Genomic DNA, 21,371 nt, shown 5'->3' with positions numbered 1-21,371 from the left:
TCCTGCTTGATTATCGTTTACACTACACACTATACCCGGGCATGTTGAAATGAAACATCCTATCCCTATCAGAAAACCCCTTACGATAAAAATAAGCATTTCGACTCATTCGTATCCCCTTAACAAGGTAATTCGTATGATTTATGTTATCTTTACAATAATCTGCAAAAAATAACTACAAAAGTTAACGAAACATTTCTACAATAGGTATTGTGGTCAAAAAAATTAGAAAGGCGGAGATCAGGTGAAGAAGCAAACACATAGGTCTAAACGAAGGAAAAACCTGTCTATTCTGCTCACTTCCATTATGATGATTAGTCTCATTCTCCCAGCAGTACCTACTCATGCAGAAACAGAAAACGGCAAAGCCGTAAAGGTCAGCATCTTAGCCACAACCGATGTTCATGCGAACATGATGAATTATGATTATTACAGCGACAAAGAAACAAATGAATTTGGCTTGGCAAAAACAGCCGAGCTGATTGACAAGCACCGTTCACAAAATCCAAATACACTCCTTGTTGATAACGGAGACCTGATTCAAGGAACCCCTCTTGGAGAATACGTTTACAAACATGAGAAAGACAGCATCATCAATCAAACAAAGGTTCACCCCATTATTCATACACTCAACAAACTAAAATACGATGCAGGAACACTTGGCAATCATGAATTTAACTACGGATTATCTTTCCTTGACGGTACCATTGCGGGCGCCAACTTCCCGATTGTCAATGCGAACGTCAAAAAGCTAAATGGAGAACACCGTTTTACACCTTACGTGATCCAAGATAAAACCTTTAAAGATGCAAACGGAGCCTCACAAACTGTGAAAGTTGGTTACATAGGATTTGTTCCACCACAAATTATGACGTGGGATAAGAAGCATTTAGATGGACAAGTCCAAGTGCAGGACATCGTCGAATCTGCCAATGAAACCATTCCTGAAATGAAGGCGAAAGGCGCAGATGTCATTGTCGCTCTTGCCCATACAGGAATTGAAAAAACAGCTTCACCTAAAGGATCAGAAAATATGATCTTTGACCTTGCCACGAAAACAAAAGGCATCAATGCCATTGTATCTGGGCACCAGCATGGCACATTCCCAAGCGCTGAATATAACGGCGTTGACAAATTCGATGTCTCAAAAGGAACCATCAACGGCATCCCAGTCGTCATGTCAAAAAACTGGGGCAGCTACCTCGGAGTCATTGATTTAACACTAGAGCCTGACGGCAGCAGCTGGAAGGTCACCGACGGAACAGGCAAGATCGAATCTGTTGCCGGAGTATCATCTCAGAAAAGCACAGTAAAAGATGCCATTCAAACAACGCATCAAAACACACTTGATTACGTGAGAAAGCCTGTTGGCAAAACAGAAGCAGACATTAATAGCTTTTTCGCTCAAGTGATGGATGACCCTTCGATTCAAATTGTGACAGATGCCCAAAAATGGTATGCACAAGAAAAAATGAAGGACACTGCGTATCAAAATTTACCGATTTTATCTGCAGGTGCGCCGTTTAAAGCAGGCGGACGAAACGGTGTAAATTATTATACAAATATCGCAAAAGGAGATTTAGCGATTAAGAACATCGGCGATCTCTACCTTTACGATAACACTGTGCAGATTGTGAAACTGAGAGGCAGTGAAGTGAAAGACTGGTTAGAGATGTCTGCCGGACAGTTTAATCAGATCAAACCGAACGTTTCAAAAGAACAGCCGATTTTAAACGAGGAATACCGCTCGTATAACTTTGATGTAATAGATGGTGTGTCATACCAAGTCGATGTGACGCAGCCTGCTAAATACAGCACAACAGGCACACTTGTCAACGCCAATGCAAACCGCATCAAAAACCTGTCTTACAACGGGGAAACAGTCTCTGACAATCAAGAATTTTTAGTCGTGACAAATAACTATCGTGCTTCTGGCGGCGGAGGCTTTCCGCATCTGACCCAAGATAAAGTGGTGCTTGCCTCAGCAGATGAGAACCGTCAAGTGCTGATGGATTATATTATCGAACAAAAAACCATCAACCCAAGTGCTGATCAAAACTGGGCCATTGCACCGGTGAAAGGCGCAACTTTAACATTTGAATCTTCTCTTTTAGCCAAACCGTTTGCTGAGAAATCAAGCAGCGTAGACTTTGTTCGTAACGCAAGCACAGATGGTCTTGGTGTGTACAAGCTAGCCTTTAAAGAGGATGGCACAACAGAACCGCCTTCATCAGACAACTGGAATTTAACAGTCATGCATACGAACGATACACACGCACACCTTGATGATGCGGCAAGACGCGCAACAAAGATCAAAGAAATCCGTGCTGAAAGCAAGAACAATATTTTATTGGACGCTGGAGATGTCTTCTCTGGTGACCTATACTTCACAAAATGGCAAGGACTTGCCGATCTGAAATTGATGAACTTAATGAAATACGATGCCATGACGTTTGGTAATCATGAATTTGACAAAGGTCCTTCTGTACTACGTCAATTTCTGACAGGTGATGCATCAGATGTCGATCCGAAAAACCGTCATCAATTTGAAAAGCCTCAATTCCCGGTCGTGTCATCAAACGTGGATGTCTCGAAGGAAAAACAATTGAGCGACTTAGTGAAAAAACCAGCCTCATTTAAAGCTGGTGAGAAAAAAGAAGCCGGGATCTACCCTTACATCCTGCTTGATGTTAATGGTGAAAAGGTGGCCGTATTCGGCTTAACGACTGAAGACACAGCCATTACATCCAGCAGCGGTCCTAACATTCAATTTAAAGATGCGTACAAGAAAGCAAAAGAAACAGTCAACACCATTCAAACAGAAGAAAAAATCAATAAAATCATTGCGTTAACACACATTGGCTACAATCGTGATCTTGAGCTGGCTCAAAAAGTTGACGGTATTGATTTAATCATTGGCGGTCACACGCACACCCTTGTTGAAAAATTAAAGGTCATCAATAAAAAAGAACCTACAATTGTCGCTCAGGTGAAAGACTACGGACAATTTTTAGGGAAAGTAGACGTAGCCTTTGACAAAAAAGGCGTCGTACAGCCAAAAGAATCTTCTTTTGACCTGATCTCTATTGATGACTCTGTCAAAGAAGATGCAGATGCAAAAGCGATCCTTGATGGGTACAAAGCAGATATTCAAGATTTAAAAACAGAAAAAGTCGGCTATACAGATGTCCTATTAGACGGACAACGCGAGCACGTCCGTGCGAAGGAAACGAATCTTGGGAACTTTATTGCCGACGGCATGCTGCAGAAAGCGCAAGAATCTGCCGGTGCTGACCTTGCCATCACAAACGGCGGCGGTATTCGTGGAAGCATTGAAAAAGGAGATATCACTTTAGGTGATATTTTAACGGTGATGCCTTTCGGAAATACACTTTATGTCGCAGATTTAAAAGGCAGTCAAATTAAAAAAGCACTCGAACAGGGGCTGTCAGGCATTGAGGAAGGCGGAGGTGCATTCCCTCATGTAGCTGGCATTGAATATACGTTTACACTCAGTAAACCAGCTGGCAGCAGACTGATTGATGTGAAATTGAAAGACCAAAAAGGTCAACTGACAGACATTGATGATGAGAAAACATACCGCGTAGCCACAAATGCCTTTGTTGGCACAGGCGGCGACGGCTACAGCGTCTTTACAGAAGCCTCTCACGGCGAAGACTTAGGTTATGTCGACTATGAAATCTTCAAAGAGCAAATTGAAAAGGCAGACGGGCAGATTTCGCCTGTCATCGATCACAGGGTGAAAGAAGTGTTCCTTCCTCGCGTGAAAGGAAAAGGCGCTTATGACATTCAAGATGATAAGAAATTCCAAACGTATGTGCAGCATACAAACAAAGCATTTCTCTATTTAGACAAAGCAAGCAAAGCGAAAAACGTTCAATTGTCTCTATCAAAAGCGCAAGTAGCCGAGCTGAAGAAAAGAGAGCAAGATCCAAACGTGACCATCTATCATGACAAAGTGGGACTCGCATTGCCGCTCTCGAATTTATCCGAGAAAAGCGCAGATATATGGATGACAAAGACGGATAAAGTGAAAAACGCATTAACGGATACGTATGATTTCCAAATCAAACAAGACAAGAAAAAGGTTTCGACCTTTAAAGACCCTGTCACACTATACTTTACACTAGACGAGCCTCAAAAGGCGAAAAAACCTGGTGTGTATTATGTGGATCGCGAGAAGAATCGTTACGCCAAAACAAGTAACGGATCGTTCGAAAATGGAGTCGTATCAGGTCAAACTGATCACTTCAGCGAATACACCGTCCTCAATCAAAATGCAGCAGCTGGAACAACCCCAGATCAAAATGGTGGAGACGGCGAAACATCAGCACCAGGCGGAGGTACAGGCACAGATCCAAACCAAGAAGGAACCGGCCTCCCAGGCGGCACACTGCCGAATACAGCCACGATGATGTATACAGCTGTACTGATTGGCGTGCTCATGCTCGCCGCAGGCGGTATCCTTTATTACTACCAGCGCAAGCGTACAAGAAAAAATGTATCATCCTAAAGGAAAAGGACAGAGCATAGGCTCTGTCCTTTTTTCATGGAATAGTCATTAATCTTGAGATAAATAGATCCAATTGCGGTCGTCAAATTCTTTCACATCATCTGACCCTATATGCCGAAGCATTCTATTAAAGAACATCATGTCATTTTCATCCTCGACATCATATAAATTCTTTAAAACATAATCTCTCGTAATAAAATTCGTTAAGTTCGTATTATTTACTAAATCAGCAAAAAAACCTTTTACCATCGTTAAATCCTCTTCACTTAATTTTTCATCATTGATAATGGAAATATGAAAAACATTCAAATACGCTTGTATATCTTCTTCATCCATATAACATAATGGGTCTAGCTTTCTGTCTTCTTCCGTAAACGGTTTTCGCGTATCTTCAATGATGACATAACATAAAATCTGATGATCTTTCATCACGCTGAATATTTCTAAATCTCTTAATTTTAGTGGTCTATTTAATCTAATCATCTTTCCTCCTAAAAAGGGTGATCTATTCGTCGTCTATCTCTCTCCTTCTCCCAAAACTTGAAATGGACAGAGCCTATGCTCTGTCCACTTTTTCTCTTCTTGCAAAATCGACGAATCTGAAGCGGTCTAATCGGTGACGGCTTTCTGTGTATTGAAATAAACTTGTATCCTCTAAGAACACGTAATTCTTCACGACGACGACATGGTCAAACCCGTTCAAATCAAGATACTTGGCGTCCTCTTCTGTACATGGCTCTACCACAAATTCCTTTTGGGCATAGCTGATTGATACACCGAGCTCTCCTTCAATGTACTCGTAGATTGATCCTTCACAAATGTCCTTCGACAAGACTGACACATGCTTTTGCAAAAAGTAATCCTTGTCTAAAATCACTTCTTCTCCGCTAATATTGCGAGAGCGGATGACTTCCCAGACATCCTCCTGTCCACTTATTTTCAGCTGAGACTGAATATACTGATCCGGTTTGATTAAACCAAATTCGTGAACCGTCGTAACTGTCTTTCGGCCAAGTGTTTGGGAAAGCTCTTTAAAGCTGACGAGACCCGAGACTGGGAATTGCATTTTCTCACGATTCAGCAAGACAGAGCCTTTCCCGCGGATTTTTTGGATATAGCCATTTTGCACAAGGATATTTAATGCCTTTCTTACCGTCTCACGGGACGTATCGTACATCAAGGATAGCTCATGCTCTGATGGCAGAATGCCTTTATCCTGCCAATCACCTTGTTCAATTCGTCTTGCGAGCTGATCATAAATCACTCGAAACTTATTCTCTTTCATTTTCCCTCCGCCCCATTTTCTAGCGTTTGGTTAAATGATAAACGATTGACTCATATGGACGCAACGTAAATCCCTTCATATCTGCCGGTACATCCTCATAATTGGATAACAGCACTTGCCCCTCCATCTCATCTATAGCCTGCACGAGCTCATCAGGAAGCGTAAAGTCCGCCTCCCCTGCATAAAAATGATTGATCACAAGAAGCTTCTCCTCATGGCTTTCTCTGACATAAGCAAAAACCTTCGGATCTTCTGCTAAGAGTAAAGTGAAGCTTCCATATGTGATCACATCAAGTTCTTTACGCAGCCTGCAAAGCGCTTGATAATGATAGAAAATAGACGACTGATCCTTTAATGAAGCTTCTACTGAAATGTCGTTATTGGCTGGCTCAATCCAAGGTGTTCCTTTTGAGAAACCTGCATTCTTTTCTGAGGTCCACTGCATCGGTGTTCTCGCATTATCTCTTGACTTGACCTGTAAAATGGCGAGTGCTTCTTCCTTTGATTTCCCTTTTTCAAGCATGGCTTCATACATATTAAGTGATTCAATATCACGGTAAGACGATATGTCCTCAAAACGAGGATTCTTCATGCCAATTTCTTCACCTTGATAAATATACGGAGTCCCTTGCATGAGATGAATGGTAGTCGCCAGCATCTTCGCTGATTGCTGATGATACGTGTCATCATCACCATACCTTGAGACGATACGCGGCTGATCATGATTGCACCAGAAGAGCGCATTCCAGCCGCCGCCCTCATGCATTTTCGTCTGCCACTCAGACAGAATCGACTTCAATTCATGAAAATCAAATGGTGCGAGGGCCCATTTTTCTCCGTTTGGATAATCGACCTTTAAATGATGGAAATTAAACGTCATATCCAGCTCCTGCCGATCCGGTCTTGTATACCGAATGCAGTCTGCGATATTCGTTGAAGACATTTCCCCGACTGTCATGCTGTCATATTTCGAAAAAACCTCTTGATTCATTTCATGCAGAAACTCATGAATTCTTGGGCCATCCGTATAATACATCCGGCCGTCTCCTTGCACAGACTGTCCGGCGTCATCTAAGAAGCGTTGATCTTTCGAGATGTTGTTAATGACATCCAGCCTGAATCCATCAATTCCTTTTTCAAACCAAAAATGCATGATGTCATATACTTGCCTGCGCACCTCATCCTTTTCCCAATTAAGATCCGCCTGTGTGACATCGTATAAATGAAGATAATACTCTCCCGTTGCTTCATCTAGCTCCCATGCCGGACCGCCAAATTTTGACTGCCAATCATTCGGCGGTGATCCGTCTGCTTTAGGCTCCTTCCAAATATAATAATCTCGATAAGGATGATTCTTTGACTCGCGTGATGCTTGAAACCACTCATGGAAAATGGATGTATGATTGACGGCTAAATCCATGATGACTCGTATACCTCGATCATGGGCTTCTTTCAGCATGTGTTCAAAATCCGCCATTGTGCCGTACATGTCATGGATTTTTGTATAATCACTAATATCATAGCCGTTGTCATGCTGCGGAGACTCATACATTGGCGTGAGCCAAATACAATCCGCCCCCAGCTCTTTAATATAATCGAGCTTTTTTGTCACACCATTGATATCGCCTGTACCTGAGCCCGTTGTATCTAAAAAGCTCTTCGGATAAATTTGATAGACCACCGCTTTTTTCCACCACGGTTCGTTTGTTTGTTGTTTCAATTTCCTTCACCACCACTAGTTAAGTTCTTGTGAAACATCTTTCTTCTTTTTTAGCTTTGCATACAAAAGGGTTCCAATGAACGGGACGATGAGTACAATGACCATCCCTATCGCAAATGCGCCCCAATATTTCGGGATAATGGAGAAGATTCCTGGAATGCCTCCAACACCAACTGAGCTTGCCAGCACCCCTTGAGAGGCGATAAACATACCAGCTAAACCAGAGCTAATAAGTGCAAAAATAAATGGGAATCGATAGCGCAGGTTGACGCCAAACATCGCTGGCTCGGTAATTCCTAAGTAAGCGGAAATACTTGATGTCAGTGAGAGCCCCTTTTGCTTTTCATCTTTTAAAACAAACATCATCGCAAGTGCGGCTGATCCTTGTGCGATATTAGACAGTGCGAGCATCGGCCATAGAAACGTGCCATGCAGTTTGGAATTAATCAATTGAATATCGACAGCGAGGAACGTATGGTGCATCCCTGTAATCACTAATGCAGCGTACAATCCGCCGTATAATAGACCGCCAAGTGCTGCGAATTGCTGGAATACAGCCACAAGTCCAGATGTTAAAACGTTTCCGATCGCAAATGTAACAGGTCCAATGACGATAAAGGATAAAAAGCCAATGACTAATAACGTAATCGGTGCAACCACTAACAGCTGAATACTTTCAGGTGTCCGTTTTGTGATAAATAATTCGAGCTTCGCTAGTAAATACGAGGCAACGAGTATCGGAAGAACCTGCCCTTGATAGCCTACCTTTTGCACTTCAAGTCCAAACAAATTCCAGACAGGAATCTCACCAGATTTTTCAGCCGCTCCATAGCCCCACGCATTTAATAAGTCTGGGTGTACAAGCATCAGCCCAAGGACCATCCCTAAGAGCGGATTTCCTCCAAACCGCTTCACTGCTGACCAGCCGATTAATGCGGGCAGGAATGTGAAGGCAGTGCCTGCAATCAAGTTGATCATATTCGCTAAATCAGCCCATGCCGGATACACATCCACAATCGATTTTTGATCAAAGAAAATATCTGGAGCTGTTAAAATATTATTAATCCCCATTAATAAACCGGCTGTGACGATGGCAGGAAGAATCGGAATAAAGATATCCGCAAGCGTTTTCACAGCACGCTGCAATGGATTTAATTTTTGATCAGAGGCACGCTTAACGTCCTCTTTTGTGGCTTCCCCAATGCCTGTCTGTTTCACCATTTCGGCATATACCCGATTGACGACCCCTTGGCCGATAACAACTTGGTATTGACCGTTCGCTGAGAAAGATCCCTTCACTTCTTCTATTTGTTCAAGTGCTTTCTCGTCAACCTTTCCTTCATCTTTCAGTACAAAGCGCAGCCTTGTCACACAATGTGTCGCTTGATCAATATTTTCTTTGCCGCCGATGGCTTTCACAATCTGATCTGCTGCTGCCTGATAATCAGCCATGCTATCCCCTCCGAGATCGTTTTTTATAAGAAAAAAGAACCAAAAACTTGTATATACATGTTTGTTTCTTATTTTATATTTGTATATACATGTAGTCAACAACAAAATGTAGCGCTTTCATAAAAAAAGCTCCCTCAATGTGCTCAGGAGAGGCAGCGTGTCATCATCTTTTTTTATGCTCCGTTAATTTTTCGTAGACCCTGTTTTTATAAAAGGAGGAGGCTGGACGGGCAAAAGTTTGACGCTTAGATGCGAGTTCATCCAGGCGTTTTTGTTTTTCTTCACATATGAGAGAAAGTTTTTTTCTTTCCTCTCCGTCTATACTGGAGTGAAGCAGCTCTTTGACGGTCATGAGTTCTTTTTTCAGTGCTGTTTCTTCCCCAGCAAAGCCAGCATTTTTCATCATCCTGTAGCCCATTCTGAGTTCTTCAGGTACATGAGCAGCATCATCTTTAGGCAGGGGTTTCCCAAAGCCAGATAATCCTTCAAAAGCCCCGTGATCCATCGCTTTTTTAATCCGTTCTTCTGATAATCTCTGCGCAAAATCCATGGCGTTTCTCCTTTCGTCTGAAACGATTTGATTAAGCATAGCAAAAAAGCTGACTCTCTCACAAGAGTCAGCTTTCTCGTTATTTATTGTCAATTTTGAAGGTAGAAACCATCTGTGCTAAGTCCTCTGACATATCAGAGAGCTGTTCAATCGCACTTGAAATTTGCTGCATGCCAGCACTTTGCTGTTCTGTTGCTGCCGCTACTTCTTGAGAGCTGGCGGCGTGTTCTTCCGATACAACCGAAATTTGTTCAATCGATGTAGAAATCGTTTGATATGCTTGCTCTACTTGCTTAATAGAAGCAAGCAAATTGTTCGTTCTTCTTGAAAACTGAGATACGCCGTCGTAAATCACAGCGAAGTTTTGTGACGTGCCTTCCATTTGTTCACGTCCTTCTTCCACTGCTTTACTGCTTTCCTCTACGCTTTCAAGAACACGCTGACTGTTTTCCTGTGTGCCGATGACGAGGTCTGAAACGGTTTTAGCCGCATCCGCTGATTGCTCAGCTAACTTACGCACCTCATCTGCCACAACAGCAAACCCTTTTCCTTCTTCTCCAACACGTGCCGCTTCAATTGAAGCATTCAGTGCAAGCAGATTCGTTTGCGCTGAAATGTCCGTAATAATCGAGATGACACTTTCAATCTCCGTTGAATGAGATTGTAATTCTTCTGCTGCCTGCTTTGAGTTGGTCATCTTGTCATGTAACATATTCAGATGCTCAAGCACATGATTCACTAGTTTTTGACCAGATTCTGACTGCTCTTGTACGTCAGATGAAACAGATTTCATTTCATCGACTTCTTTTGTGACACCTTCGATTTGAGTATCGATCTCTGCAACGGATGTTGTACAATCCGTAATATTTGCGACAGAATCATTGATTCCTTCACTCATATTCGTCATGGCTTCTGACACTTGCTGCGCACTTTGACTCGATTCATTCGTTACGGTGCGAAGCTGTGAGGACATTTTCGACACTTCACTAGATGAGTTTGAGATCTTCGCAATGAGCTCTTTGATCCGCCCTTGCATCTTTTGGAAGGATGCGGCAAGTTGACCGATCTCATCTTTACTTTCAACCTCTACCATTCCAGTTAAATCACCGTCAGCAATTCGGTTCGCTGATTCCATCAATGAACGTGCTGGTTTCGCAATTCTTCTGCCCATGATAAAGGAGAAAAACAACCCACCGATGAGCACAATAGCAGATGCAACCGTGATATAGATCGTCAGCTTCTTCGTTGTTTCAGGCACAACAGACGCATCTAAATCAATTCCTAAAATCCCTGTCAGCTCACCGCCTGAATCCTTGATTGGCAAAAAGACTGATTTATGTGTACCAAATGAGTCTTTGTAAATATCACTTTTGATCATTTTATCTTCAGAAAGTGCTTGTTTCATCTCATCTGAAAAGGCATAATCTTGATCAAAATCATTTTCTTCCCCAGTTAATATAATAATTCTTTCTTTGCCGCCTTTATTAGATAGCACGTATAAGTTCTCAAGCGTATGATCTTCTTGAAGCTCCTTGAATTTCTTTTTGACCTCCACATAAAGGGGATCATCCTTCCCGCTAATGCCAAGAACGTTTCCATCCAAATTATCGATTTCTTTCTTTGCAGTATCAATATCTGTTGTTAATCGATAATCAAATTGCTTTAATAACTGGGATGATAAATCCTGGCTGACTAGATAAAATGTTAAAACGAATAGTGCAACGGTTGCAAGTAATGTTACGACAACGACTGACATGATTTTAGAGGATATCGTGTATCCTCCAAATTTCCTTTGTTTCGCCATTTTTTCCTACATCTCCACTCTCAGATTTGATTTAAGCATGTACATGTTCAAATTGTCCACAAACAGATGCGATCACATCTTTTAAATAAGATACGATATGTGGGATATGCTCTGGTAACGTATAAGGTGAGATGACAAAAAACTTACTAACACTTAGATAGAATTCTTGTCCTTCTTTTGCATTTACAAGTAAAAACTTCGTTGTATCGCCAAAGAACATTTCGTCTCTTTTCTCTCCAAGCTTTTCAAACAGCATTTTGTTCAATTCATTGTTCCGCTCAATTTCCATTGCAGTCGCTTCGCCTGAAATTTCTTCTTGAAAGCGCGGTGAGCCGTCTAGGTAAATTCTAAATAATGTAGCCATTCCGACGTTGTCATCATTCACGACTTCTGCTTGCGGAATTTCTTGACTGAGTGCTTCTCTGAAGGCAAGGTTCACCTCTAGGAATTGACCGAGCAAGCGCTGGTAGCCTTCAATTCCAAACGTTAACAGCACACTCAGCATACTGATAGAGCTTCCCATTCTTGAGCATTCCAGTGTATAACCCGTATGGTATTCGCCGTAGCCTCTATGACCAACATATGGTGTCTCTTGTTCTTCCAGATCTAAACGCTTTAGGTCAGCAGCATTTTTCACTAAGAATAAACTAGATGTGTAAGGTGTTTGGCCGAGCTTTTGAAAGTCAAAGCACATCGTGTCAGCAAGAGAAAGATGCTGGAATTTCGCTTTGATTTCTTTTAGCATACGAAGAACACCGTCTGAGAATTGCAGCGGGTTTTCAGCTACATCATACTCATTAAAGAAAGCAAAGAATCCGCCAAGCGCTGAATCCGCATGAATATGCGGCACCTGTAGACCATACTCCTCAGCAATGGCTTCTGCTGTTTCACGTACCCCTTTTACATCATCAATTGCAATGGCATCTGTTGTTCCGGTTGTTGCGACAATATAAACGGGAATTCCGCCATTTTGTGCAACACGTTCCATTTGACAACGCAAATCTTCCATATCCATCGAATGATCTTTATTCGTCTTAATTCTGATCAAGTTGTCTGTGCCAAGTCCTGTTGCTTCCATTGACTTAAATAAGCTGTAATGTGCAGCATCAGAACAAAACGCATAAAGATTTTGCGGGACACCTTTTCGCAGTGACTCCGGCGCAACTTTTGCAATCGCTAAACGTAGTCCTGAGAAAATGGCTCCCTGACCTCCCCATGTTGTATATCCCCCGCTCACACTTGGATCATATCCGATGAGCTTAGACATCATTGAGACCACTCTGACCTCAGCTTCCGCTCCTGCTGGTCCATAAACATCCCATAGGTTGTTTCCATTTACCAGCATGGCCGTCAGCATGCCTAGAATTCCTGGTGTACTTGCCATTGGCAAAATGTTCGTGAAGAAATACTTTGTGTGGTATGGATGGTTATGTAAAAGCTTCAGTAATTCTTCATTCACAAGTTCCGCTTGTTGGCCGTTCACCGGAATTTGACTTGTTTCAGTGAGCTTTTGGTAAAAATCTTCTCCACGATTCTTTTCACCCTTTAGGTGTGCACGGTTCGGATCTTTCAGGTGATCGACCCCTGAAACAATCTGCTCCATCAATTTGATGAGTTCTTTACGCTCTGCTGCATTTCCGTCCTCACTCGGAAACCAGTTCTGAACGAGGTTCTCTGCTCGTACAGTCATATACTATCAATCCTTTCAATGGAAGATTTCCTGTCAAAGTCTATATCGACCCCAATTTAAAAGTTTATAGTCTCGAAATGTTCACTTAAGTATATTTAGATAATTTGTTCATTCATTAAAATAAATAAAACCCTTACAAAACACATCGAAAACATTATGTTGATGAAACAAAAAAATATATTGATATATCTCATCACAGGAAATTTCATCCATGTTCCTCCTCCATTCTTTTTCTCATTTTTTTTACTTAACCTGCATAAACATTAAGAAACACTGGAAATACTCTCTAAATCATCATTGTAGAAACCAAATTAATTCTTTAGGCTTGTGTCTTTTTACCCGTTTTATTGATATAACAACTGGAAAATTGCTGAATTTTCTGTTAATAATAGGATGAATTTCATAAAAAGTTTTTCGAAGAGCGAATAATTTCGTTTTCTTCCCTTTTATTGCTCGGACAGGCTGCTGACGCTCTTCTCCGGTTAACACTTTTCTATTTGAGCATTTCATGGTATATTCTAATGGTTCGTTTTCTTTCGTTCCGCCTCTTCCGTGTATCGGAGAAAAGGAGTGTTTTTATGAAAACATTTATTCAAAAACGAGGCCTCGGCTTCTTTGTTATTGCAGCCATCTTACTTTGGCTCAAAACGTATTCAGCGTATTTAATTGAATTTAAACTTGGTATATCAAATGTGCTTCAGCATATTTTGCTTTTCGTGAATCCTATTAGCTCCAGCTTGTTCTTTCTTGGCTTTGCTTTATTGTTCAAGAAAAAATGGCAGCCTGCCGCTATCATTGTGATTCATTTTTTCATGTCTTTTTTACTATACGCAAACATCGTGTACTATCGATTCTTCAATGACTTTATCACGCTGCCTACCGTGATGCAGGCAGGAACGAATGGCGGACAATTAGGTGATAGTGCATTTTCACTCATGCGTTGGACTGATATGTTTTACTTTATGGATACAATCATTTTGATCGTACTCGCAGTCCGCATGAAAAAGCAGCAGCAAACAAGTACAGCTACTGTACCTGTTCAAAAGTCAAAATCGTTTAGACTCGTCCTTGTGTCCTCTGTTGTGATCTTTGTGATGAACTTAGTCGCCGCAGAGATTGATCGACCAGAGCTTTTATCAAGATCGTTTGACCGCAATTATTTAGTTAAATATTTAGGTGCTTATAACTTTACTGTGTTTGATGCCATTCAAAATGTGAAATCAAACAGCCAGCGTGCTCTGGCAAATTCAAATGACGTGACAGATGTAGAGAACTATTTAAAAGCGAACAGCGCTGATCCTAACCCGGTGTATTACGGGAAAGCGAAAGGCATGAACGTGATCACCATTTCTCTTGAATCTCTGCAAAACTTTGTCATTGATTACAAAGTAAATGGAAAAGAAGTGACGCCATTCCTTAATTCATTGGCACACGACAACCAAACGTTTTACTTTGATAACTTCTTCCATCAAACAGGACAAGGAAAGACGTCTGATGCTGAATTTATGATGGATACTGGGCTATTCCCATTATCACAGGGCTCTGTTTTTATTAACAAAGCGCAAAACACGTATCAAGCACTTCCTGGCATCTTGAAGAAGGATCAATACACGTCAGCAGAATTCCACGGCAATACGAAAACCTTCTGGAACCGTAATGAAATGTTTAAGTCGTTTGGATATGACAGATTTTACGATTCTGAGTACTACGATATGAATGAGCAAGATACGAAGAACTATGGGCTGAAAGACAAACCTTTCTTCAAAGAATCCATGCCAATGCTCGAAAACTTGAAGCAGCCGTTTTATTCGAAATTCATTACGTTATCGAACCATTTCCCATTTGGAATGGATGAAGGTGATACCGATTTCGAACCTGGTGACTTCGGAGACTCTGTCGTCAATAACTATTTCCAATCGGCTCATTATTTAGATGAAGCCATTGAACAGTTCTTCAACGACTTGAAAAAATCAGGTCTCTATGACAATACAGTCGTCATTATGTACGGAGACCATTACGGCATTTCTGAAAATCACAATGAAGCGATGGAAAAAGTGACAGGACAAAAAATCGGAGATTATGAAAATGCGCAGCTCATGCGTGTGCCGCTCTTTATTCATGTACCAGGGGTAAAAGGCGGACAGATTCATAAATACTCTGGAGAAGTCGATATCGCACCAACCCTTCTGCACCTGCTCGGCGATGATACGAAGAACTATTTAATGTCTGGTTCTGATATCTTATCGAAGAACTTCAAAGAGCTTGTGCCATTTAGAAACGGTGACTTCGTCTCTAAGGACTACACAAAAGTAGGCAATAACTATTACAGCAACAAAACAGGCGAGAAAATTGAGCCGACTGATAAAGCATCACAAGAAAATGAAACGGTGAAAAAGATGCTGGAGACATCTGATAAGATCGTCACCGAAGATTTACTCCGTTTCTACAAGCCTAAAGGCTTTACACCGATTGACCGCAATCAATATGACTATACAAAGAAAGTACAGGATGAAGAAGATTCCTCTTCCGCCAAAGATGAATCTAGCTCTTCATCAAAATAACTTTCTCATTTTAAGAACCAGCCGATCCCTGATCAGCTGGTTCTTTTCACGTTTGACCGCTATTGCACCGGGTATAGAAAGAAGAAGGAGGGATTTATCTTGAAAAAAACAACCGCTTTTGTCGTGACTGCTTCACTCGCTTCGTCCGCCCTAATTGGTTTCAGCCCTGCGGTCTCAGCACACGCCATGACCAAAACAGCAGTAGAACAATCCGTTCCTCAAGGTCCGAAAACCACATTAAACAACGTGTATGAGCTGGCACATAAAGGACAAATGCCGTACTATGCAGAAGGACTAAAAATTGGTGTTCAAACAAAAAAAGACGTTCATCATAAACTAGGAAATCCATATCCAGAAACAGGTCACAGCAGCTTTGATTTGTATCATGCTGAAATGGGGAATCCGGGATTTGCTTTTCATTATGATGCAAAAGGCAAAATTGACGAAATCCGTTATTTCGGTACAAATGTAGAAAAAGAAACAAATATCGGCGGGATGACCCCTTCCCTATTAAAGAAACAACTTGGACCAGCGGATTCGGTCAGCACCATCCCTCAGACAAAAGAGAAAAAATACGTGTATCGAACTGGAGATTATGAGCTTGAATTTATCGTCGGCCATGACCCAGATATAAATCAGCATAAACTCACCGTCCTGCATATTAACCTGATGAAAGCCGATTCCTAAATAAAAAAGCATCCTGAGCAGAAGCTGAGGATGCTTTTTCTTTATTATGAAGCCACTTCTAAATGCGGCTTTCTTTTCATTGTTCGTTTCAAGACTGGACCTGCGACATAATCAAGTCCAAATTTGCCTGCATTCCCTTTCGCTGCCATGATGACGATGGCAATGAGCAAGAGAAGCGGGTTGACAGAGACGGTACCAGCTAGTAAGAAAGAGACATTCATCACGCTTCCGAAAAAGGCTGCGGTTGTTGTGAACAATCCAACGATTAATCCTAGACCTACTAAGATTTCTCCCCACATGACCATGACACTGAATAGTCCCGCATTCGGCAAAGCGACATTTTCTAAAAACCATACATAGAACGGATACACTAGATGGCCATCTTTGACAACAGGTTCAGCTATCGCAAATTGTAAATATCCTGATGCATCGAATCCGCCTGTTAGTTTTCCTATACCAGATGTCAGCCAAGTCCATCCGATATAAAGTCTTGCTGCCAAAAGGATAACCGCTGCCCATACATTCGTTTGTAAGAATTTTGTAAACATGATGATGCCTCCTTTTAATTTATGTGAAATATTTCACATTCTCTTTATGATCTTATTATACTATGCCGTTTCTAATTTGTGATCTTTTTCACATATATATTCACAAATTGTTCATGAATATCTAGTTGAGGTAAACTTTTCCCTTGCTAAAACCGTCTAAGTCATTTCAGACAATAAGAAGGGGTTTAACTTTGTATGAAAACATTATTCCATTTTGCTTACTTACAGGCGATGTCGTGTCTATTCCCTGTCATGATCTTTGCGGCGCTTGCCCTATCAAAGATGGTGGCTATTCCTTTTCTTCACCGGTATGATTTCATTCTACTGTTTTGCCTCCTGGCACAGATTCTCATGCTGACGCTTCGGCTGGAGACATTGAATGAACTGAAGGTGATTTGTCTATTTCACCTTATTGGAATTGGCTTAGAAATGTATAAAGTACATATGGGTTCTTGGTCCTATCCTGAAGAAGCTTATACGAAGGTCTTTGGGGTTCCGCTCTATAGCGGGTTTATGTATGCGAGTGTAGCAAGCTATATTTATCAGGCACTGTCCCGGCTTCAAGTGCAGATGGCTTCATGGCCCCATCCGTTTTTTTCAATCGGGATCAGTTTGTGCATTTATCTCAATTTCTTTACGCATCATTGGTTCTATGATCTCAGGTGGTGGCTGACATTGCTGCTTGTTGTCGTGTTTCGAAAAACGTCCGTCTCGTTTCAGGTTGGCTCTTCTACCTTTCGAATGCCGCTTGTCGTCTCATTTCTGCTGATTGGTTTCTTCATTTGGATTGCCGAAAATGTCACCACCTTTTTAGGAGCATGGCAATATCCAAATCAACAGCACGCTTGGTCTCTCGTACATCTTGGGAAAATCAGTTCTTGGTTTTTACTTGTTGTCATCAGTATTGTGCTGGTGATCGAACAGCGCAAACAAAAAAACGTTCAGCCCATTTGACCTGGCTGAACGCTTTTTTCAATCTCGATCGACTTCCTTGCGGAGATCATCTGCGACAAATTCTACATTCGTTCCAATGATGATTTGTACGGAGGTTTTCCCTGAAGTCAGTACCCCTTTGGCACCTGCTTTTTTCAATGTGCCTTCATTTAATAAATGTGTATCTTCTACTGTTAAACGTAGACGAGTGGCACAATGATCAATCGTGGTGATATTGTCTTTGCCGCCAAGTCCCTCTACAAGCATACTCGCACCTGCCGTCTTCGTATCATCGGCTGCAATATCTTCAATGTCATCATCTTCCCTGCCTGGTGTTTTGAGCTTTAACAGTTTAATGAGGAAATAGAAAACGACAAAGTACACAATGCCATACAGCACCCCAACTCCGAGCAGCATGAGTGGTTTTTGTGCGATGCCAAAGCTTAAAACGTAATCAATCGCTCCTGCTGAAAAGGCGAAGCCGCTATGAATTCCAATGGTGTTCACAATAAAGAGCGAAAGACCTGTTAGCACAGCATGGACACCATATAAGAGTGGAGATAAAAACATAAATGAAAATTCAATTGGTTCAGTGATCCCTGTAATAAATGACGTAAGCGCCATCCCAATCATCAAGCCAGCTGTAGCTTTTCGCTTTTCAGGCTTTGCGGTCACAACCATGGCTAGACATGCCGCTGGCAGACCGAACATCATCACTGGGAAGAACCCGGTCATAAAGACACCCGCACTTGGATCTCCTTTAAAGAATCGCGCTAAATCCCCTGTTGCCCCGCTGAATTCCCCGAATTGAAACCAAAATAAGTTATTCAGCACATGATGAAGCCCTAATGGAATGAGCAATCGGTTAAAGAAACCAAACAGCCCTGCACCCGTCGCACCAAGACTTAAAATCCATTCCCCTAAACCATTGATCCCGCTTTGAATCGGAGGCCAGACATATCCGAAAACGGCTGCTAATAGAATGGTGAAAAGTGCGGTCATAATCGGCACAAGCCGTCTTCCGCTAAAGAACCCTAAGTATTCCGGCAGTTTTGTATCCTTGAAGCGATTGTACACATACCCTGCCAATAGCCCGCATAAAATACCGCCCAATACCCCCATATTGTTCGTTGAGTTAATCGACGTTGTACCAGCTGATAAAATAAAATAAGAGATCGCACCTGATAATGCCGCTGCCCCATTACCATCCTTTGCAATGCCGATCGCTATACCCATTGCAAAAATTAAAGCCAAGTTTGCAAAAATAGCATTCCCTGCCGCATGAATAAACGGGATATCGAATACATCCTCCCGCCCAATAGCCAAAATAATCCCTGCTGCCGGAAGCACAGCGATTGGAAGCATAAATGATTTGCCTAGCTTTTGAAAAAACTGAAACACCATTTGCCTTCTCCCCCTTTGTCTTCATCATGACCAAACGTTCATGATGTTCATAAAAAATATATCATATGCACATCTAGTTATCTATACCAATTTGTCCACATTCATTTGACATTCCGCTCTTTACTCTTTTCGCGTAAAATGTGGTAAGCTATTGAATAGAATGAAGTTATAGAAAGCGGGAATGAACAGTGATTGTCAAACATGATCATGAGTTAGAAGCCTTAAAAAAAGTCGGTCGAATTGTCGCTTTGGCAAGAGAAGAAATGAAAAGCCAAGCGAAACCAGGCATGTCTACAAAAGAATTAGATTTGATTGGAAAAAAAATATTAGAAGAGCATGGGGCCAATTCGGCGCCTGAAAAGGAATATGACTTCCCTGGGACGACTTGTATCAGCGTGAACGATGAAGTTGCACACGGTATTCCAAGTGAAAAAACCATTTTACAAGAGGGCGACCTCATCAATATTGATATCTCAGCAGAGCTGGACGGCTATTATTCCGATACCGGCATTTCATTCGTATTAGGTACAGGTGATGCTCGTCTTGAAGCATTATGCCAGTGTGCAGAGGATGCGTTCCTCGAAGGATTAAAGCATGCAAAGGCCGGTAAAAGACAAAATCAAATTGGCCGTGCAGTCTACAATACAGCCAAAGAACAAGGATTTACCGTCATTAAAAACCTAACAGGACACGGCATCGGGAAAAGTCTGCATGAAGCACCCAACCATATTTTGAACTATTATGATCCATTCGATAATGCTTTGTTTAAGAATGGCACAGTGATCGCCTTCGAACCTTTTATTTCAACAAATGCTGAATCGATTTATCAGACTGATGACGGCTGGACATTTAAAACACCAGATAAAAGCCTAGTGGCACAGATTGAACATACTATTGTGATCACAAAAGACGAACCCATTATTTTAACGAAGCTGTAAGCCAGCAGGTCCCCTTCTTCACTGGAGGGGTTTTTTTCGTTTCCCTTTCACGAATCTGTCACGACTAAACAAAAATGCCTGTGGTAAAATAGGCAAAGATATGCGAAAGGGGTCTTATTTGATATGTGGTTCATCATCATAGGAGTTATCTTTTTGATAGAAAGTATCATCTTAACGGTTGTAGGTATTAAGAAAAAACAATCCATGATGACTTATCTTGGTATTGTCATCATGATTATGACGGTCGGCATGATCATCGTTACCCTCAACCCGCCAAATTCATAAATGATTATTTCCAGCATATACATGGATCATAGGCAGATAGAATCAGTTTTCATTTCTTAACCCCTGCACACTTTTCACGTCCTTTTTTGAGATGTTACAATGCAGGCAGTTTCAATTGAAAGGAGTTTTCTATCATGCATTATGGTAGCAAAGGCTGGTATGTCGAAGAATTAAAGAAGCTTGGTGTGACCAAGCATGAAGGAAGAAAGCTTCAAAGCTTAAAAACATATTTCCTTGCAAATCTTCTTGAGCAAAAGAAACCTAGCTCATAAACGCTTAAAGCCGTACATCAGTATAAGATGTACGGCTTTTTTTAAATGTGCTGAACTCGTTTTTCTAAAGACTTCCTCACCACATCTGCTAAGGCATCTACTTCAAGAACGGCTTTCAGCCTCTCTGGACTTGTTTGACGATATTTGACTTCGTTCACTTCATGGACTGTAATGTGATGGGGCGCTTTTTCTACTAATACAAGAGAACCATCAGGCGGCACTATGCCTTCTTTCAGCACCCGTAAATAAAAGCCGGTATACCCCGTTTGCTGTACTTCCTTGACAAGCTTCATGTTAGCGTGCTTAAAAGATAGTTTCACACACGGCTGTCTTGGCTGGCTCACTTCAACAAGTGCTTCTCCAAGTTGAAAGACATCGCCAATACGCACCTTCGTCTCGACTAGCTTGCGCACTGTCAGATTTTCGCCAAACGCAGCTTCCTGTAATGTAACCCCTAAAAATTGCTCGAAGTAAGCATAATGATCATATGGAAAGACGCAGACTGCTTTATCATATCCTCCATGATGAACCAAATCACCTTGGCCATCTCCCTCAAAATTGACCTTACTCAAATACACAGGCTCATGAATACGCTTTTTGTTGATGGCTGTTTTGATTTCTTTTCCGTTCGCATAGGTCGTGATGGGTTGTCCTACTTGGATTCCTACTATGTCATATCTCTTCTGTCCCACGATGACCATCTCCTTT

Annotated in this window: 17 protein-coding genes; 7 read left to right on the top strand and 10 right to left on the bottom strand. The window is 41.6% G+C overall.

The genetic code is table 11. The annotated features are described in order from the left end of the window. Positions 1 to 244 precede the first annotated feature (244 nt). Complete coding sequence (locus tag C6344_RS17355) at positions 245 to 4,534, top strand: multifunctional 2',3'-cyclic-nucleotide 2'-phosphodiesterase/3'-nucleotidase/5'-nucleotidase (protein ID WP_106073148.1); 4,290 nt, start codon at positions 245 to 247, stop codon at positions 4,532 to 4,534. Between the two features lie 48 nt (positions 4,535 to 4,582). On the opposite strand, the gene C6344_RS17350 is transcribed toward C6344_RS17355, so the two are convergent. The 7 genes from C6344_RS17350 to C6344_RS17320 all read right to left on the bottom strand — a co-directional run bounded on the left by C6344_RS17350 (position 4,583) and on the right by C6344_RS17320 (position 13,035). Further along, positions 4,583 to 5,017, bottom strand: a complete 435-nt coding sequence (locus C6344_RS17350) for a terpene synthase (protein ID WP_106039443.1) — start codon at positions 5,015 to 5,017, stop codon at positions 4,583 to 4,585. A 73-nt stretch (positions 5,018 to 5,090) separates the two neighbouring features. Then, positions 5,091 to 5,819: a trehalose operon repressor gene (gene treR, locus C6344_RS17345; RefSeq protein ID WP_060595768.1), complete on the bottom strand. Its 729-nt coding sequence runs from the start codon at positions 5,817 to 5,819 to the stop codon at positions 5,091 to 5,093. A 19-nt stretch (positions 5,820 to 5,838) separates the two neighbouring features. Further along, positions 5,839 to 7,539, bottom strand: coding sequence for an alpha,alpha-phosphotrehalase (gene treC, locus C6344_RS17340; protein WP_060595767.1), 1,701 nt, complete (start codon positions 7,537 to 7,539; stop codon positions 5,839 to 5,841). Positions 7,540 to 7,554: 15 nt separating this feature from the next. Then, positions 7,555 to 8,991 carry a PTS system trehalose-specific EIIBC component gene (gene treP, locus C6344_RS17335; protein WP_034665169.1) on the bottom strand — a complete coding sequence of 479 codons (1,437 nt, stop codon included), beginning with the start codon at positions 8,989 to 8,991 and terminating at the stop codon, positions 7,555 to 7,557. Between the two features lie 163 nt (positions 8,992 to 9,154). Further along, complete coding sequence (locus C6344_RS17330) at positions 9,155 to 9,541, bottom strand: DnaJ family domain-containing protein (protein WP_060595766.1); 387 nt, start codon at positions 9,539 to 9,541, stop codon at positions 9,155 to 9,157. A gap of 79 nt (positions 9,542 to 9,620) precedes the next feature. Continuing rightward, positions 9,621 to 11,345: a methyl-accepting chemotaxis protein gene (locus C6344_RS17325; RefSeq protein ID WP_034665174.1), complete on the bottom strand. Its 1,725-nt coding sequence runs from the start codon at positions 11,343 to 11,345 to the stop codon at positions 9,621 to 9,623. 31 nt (positions 11,346 to 11,376) lie between these two features. Then, positions 11,377 to 13,035: a pyridoxal phosphate-dependent decarboxylase family protein gene (locus tag C6344_RS17320; protein ID WP_060595765.1), complete on the bottom strand. Its 1,659-nt coding sequence runs from the start codon at positions 13,033 to 13,035 to the stop codon at positions 11,377 to 11,379. Positions 13,036 to 13,613: 578 nt separating this feature from the next. Here C6344_RS17320 and ltaS point away from each other — a divergent pair. Together ltaS and C6344_RS17305 are read left to right on the top strand one after the other, a co-directional pair. After that, positions 13,614 to 15,596 carry a lipoteichoic acid synthase gene (gene ltaS, locus C6344_RS17310; protein WP_106073147.1) on the top strand — a complete coding sequence of 661 codons (1,983 nt, stop codon included), beginning with the start codon at positions 13,614 to 13,616 and terminating at the stop codon, positions 15,594 to 15,596. A 99-nt stretch (positions 15,597 to 15,695) separates the two neighbouring features. Further along, complete coding sequence (locus tag C6344_RS17305) at positions 15,696 to 16,283, top strand: YjgB family protein (protein WP_060595763.1); 588 nt, start codon at positions 15,696 to 15,698, stop codon at positions 16,281 to 16,283. Positions 16,284 to 16,327: 44 nt separating this feature from the next. Here C6344_RS17305 and C6344_RS17300 read toward each other — a convergent pair whose 3' ends face one another. After that, the gene (locus tag C6344_RS17300; RefSeq protein WP_060595762.1) at positions 16,328 to 16,831 is read right to left on the bottom strand and encodes a DoxX family protein; all 504 of its coding nucleotides are present in this window, start codon (positions 16,829 to 16,831) and stop codon (positions 16,328 to 16,330) included. Between the two features lie 195 nt (positions 16,832 to 17,026). Between C6344_RS17300 and C6344_RS17295 the strand changes: the two genes are divergently transcribed. Then, positions 17,027 to 17,785 (top strand): DUF817 domain-containing protein, encoded by a 759-nt coding sequence (locus tag C6344_RS17295; RefSeq protein ID WP_106073146.1) that lies wholly within the window; start codon positions 17,027 to 17,029, stop codon positions 17,783 to 17,785. 18 nt (positions 17,786 to 17,803) lie between these two features. Here C6344_RS17295 and nagE read toward each other — a convergent pair whose 3' ends face one another. Then, entirely contained in the window at positions 17,804 to 19,165 is a 1,362-nt protein-coding gene (gene nagE / locus C6344_RS17290) for an N-acetylglucosamine-specific PTS transporter subunit IIBC (RefSeq protein WP_223250510.1), read from the bottom strand. 191 nt (positions 19,166 to 19,356) lie between these two features. On the opposite strand from nagE, the gene map reads away from it, so the two are divergent. The 3 genes from map to C6344_RS17280 all read left to right on the top strand — a co-directional run bounded on the left by map (position 19,357) and on the right by C6344_RS17280 (position 20,663). After that, positions 19,357 to 20,106, top strand: coding sequence for a type I methionyl aminopeptidase (map, locus tag C6344_RS17285; RefSeq protein ID WP_044139748.1), 750 nt, complete (start codon positions 19,357 to 19,359; stop codon positions 20,104 to 20,106). 123 nt (positions 20,107 to 20,229) lie between these two features. Beyond that, complete coding sequence (locus C6344_RS19070; protein ID WP_003214360.1) at positions 20,230 to 20,391, top strand: hypothetical protein; 162 nt, start codon at positions 20,230 to 20,232, stop codon at positions 20,389 to 20,391. Between the two features lie 134 nt (positions 20,392 to 20,525). Beyond that, positions 20,526 to 20,663, top strand: coding sequence for a YflJ family protein (locus C6344_RS17280; RefSeq protein WP_003214303.1), 138 nt, complete (start codon positions 20,526 to 20,528; stop codon positions 20,661 to 20,663). Positions 20,664 to 20,704: 41 nt separating this feature from the next. Here the strand turns inward: C6344_RS17280 and C6344_RS17275 are convergent, their stop codons facing one another. Next, positions 20,705 to 21,355, bottom strand: coding sequence for an MOSC domain-containing protein (locus C6344_RS17275; protein ID WP_060595758.1), 651 nt, complete (start codon positions 21,353 to 21,355; stop codon positions 20,705 to 20,707). Positions 21,356 to 21,371: the final 16 nt, after the last annotated feature.

The organism is Bacillus sp. GBSW19 (assembly GCF_002998655.1).
Lineage (GTDB): Bacteria > Bacillota > Bacilli > Bacillales > Bacillaceae > Bacillus.
The sequence above is the reverse complement of the archived record's forward strand: the minus strand, read 5'-3'. Positions and strand labels throughout refer to the sequence as shown.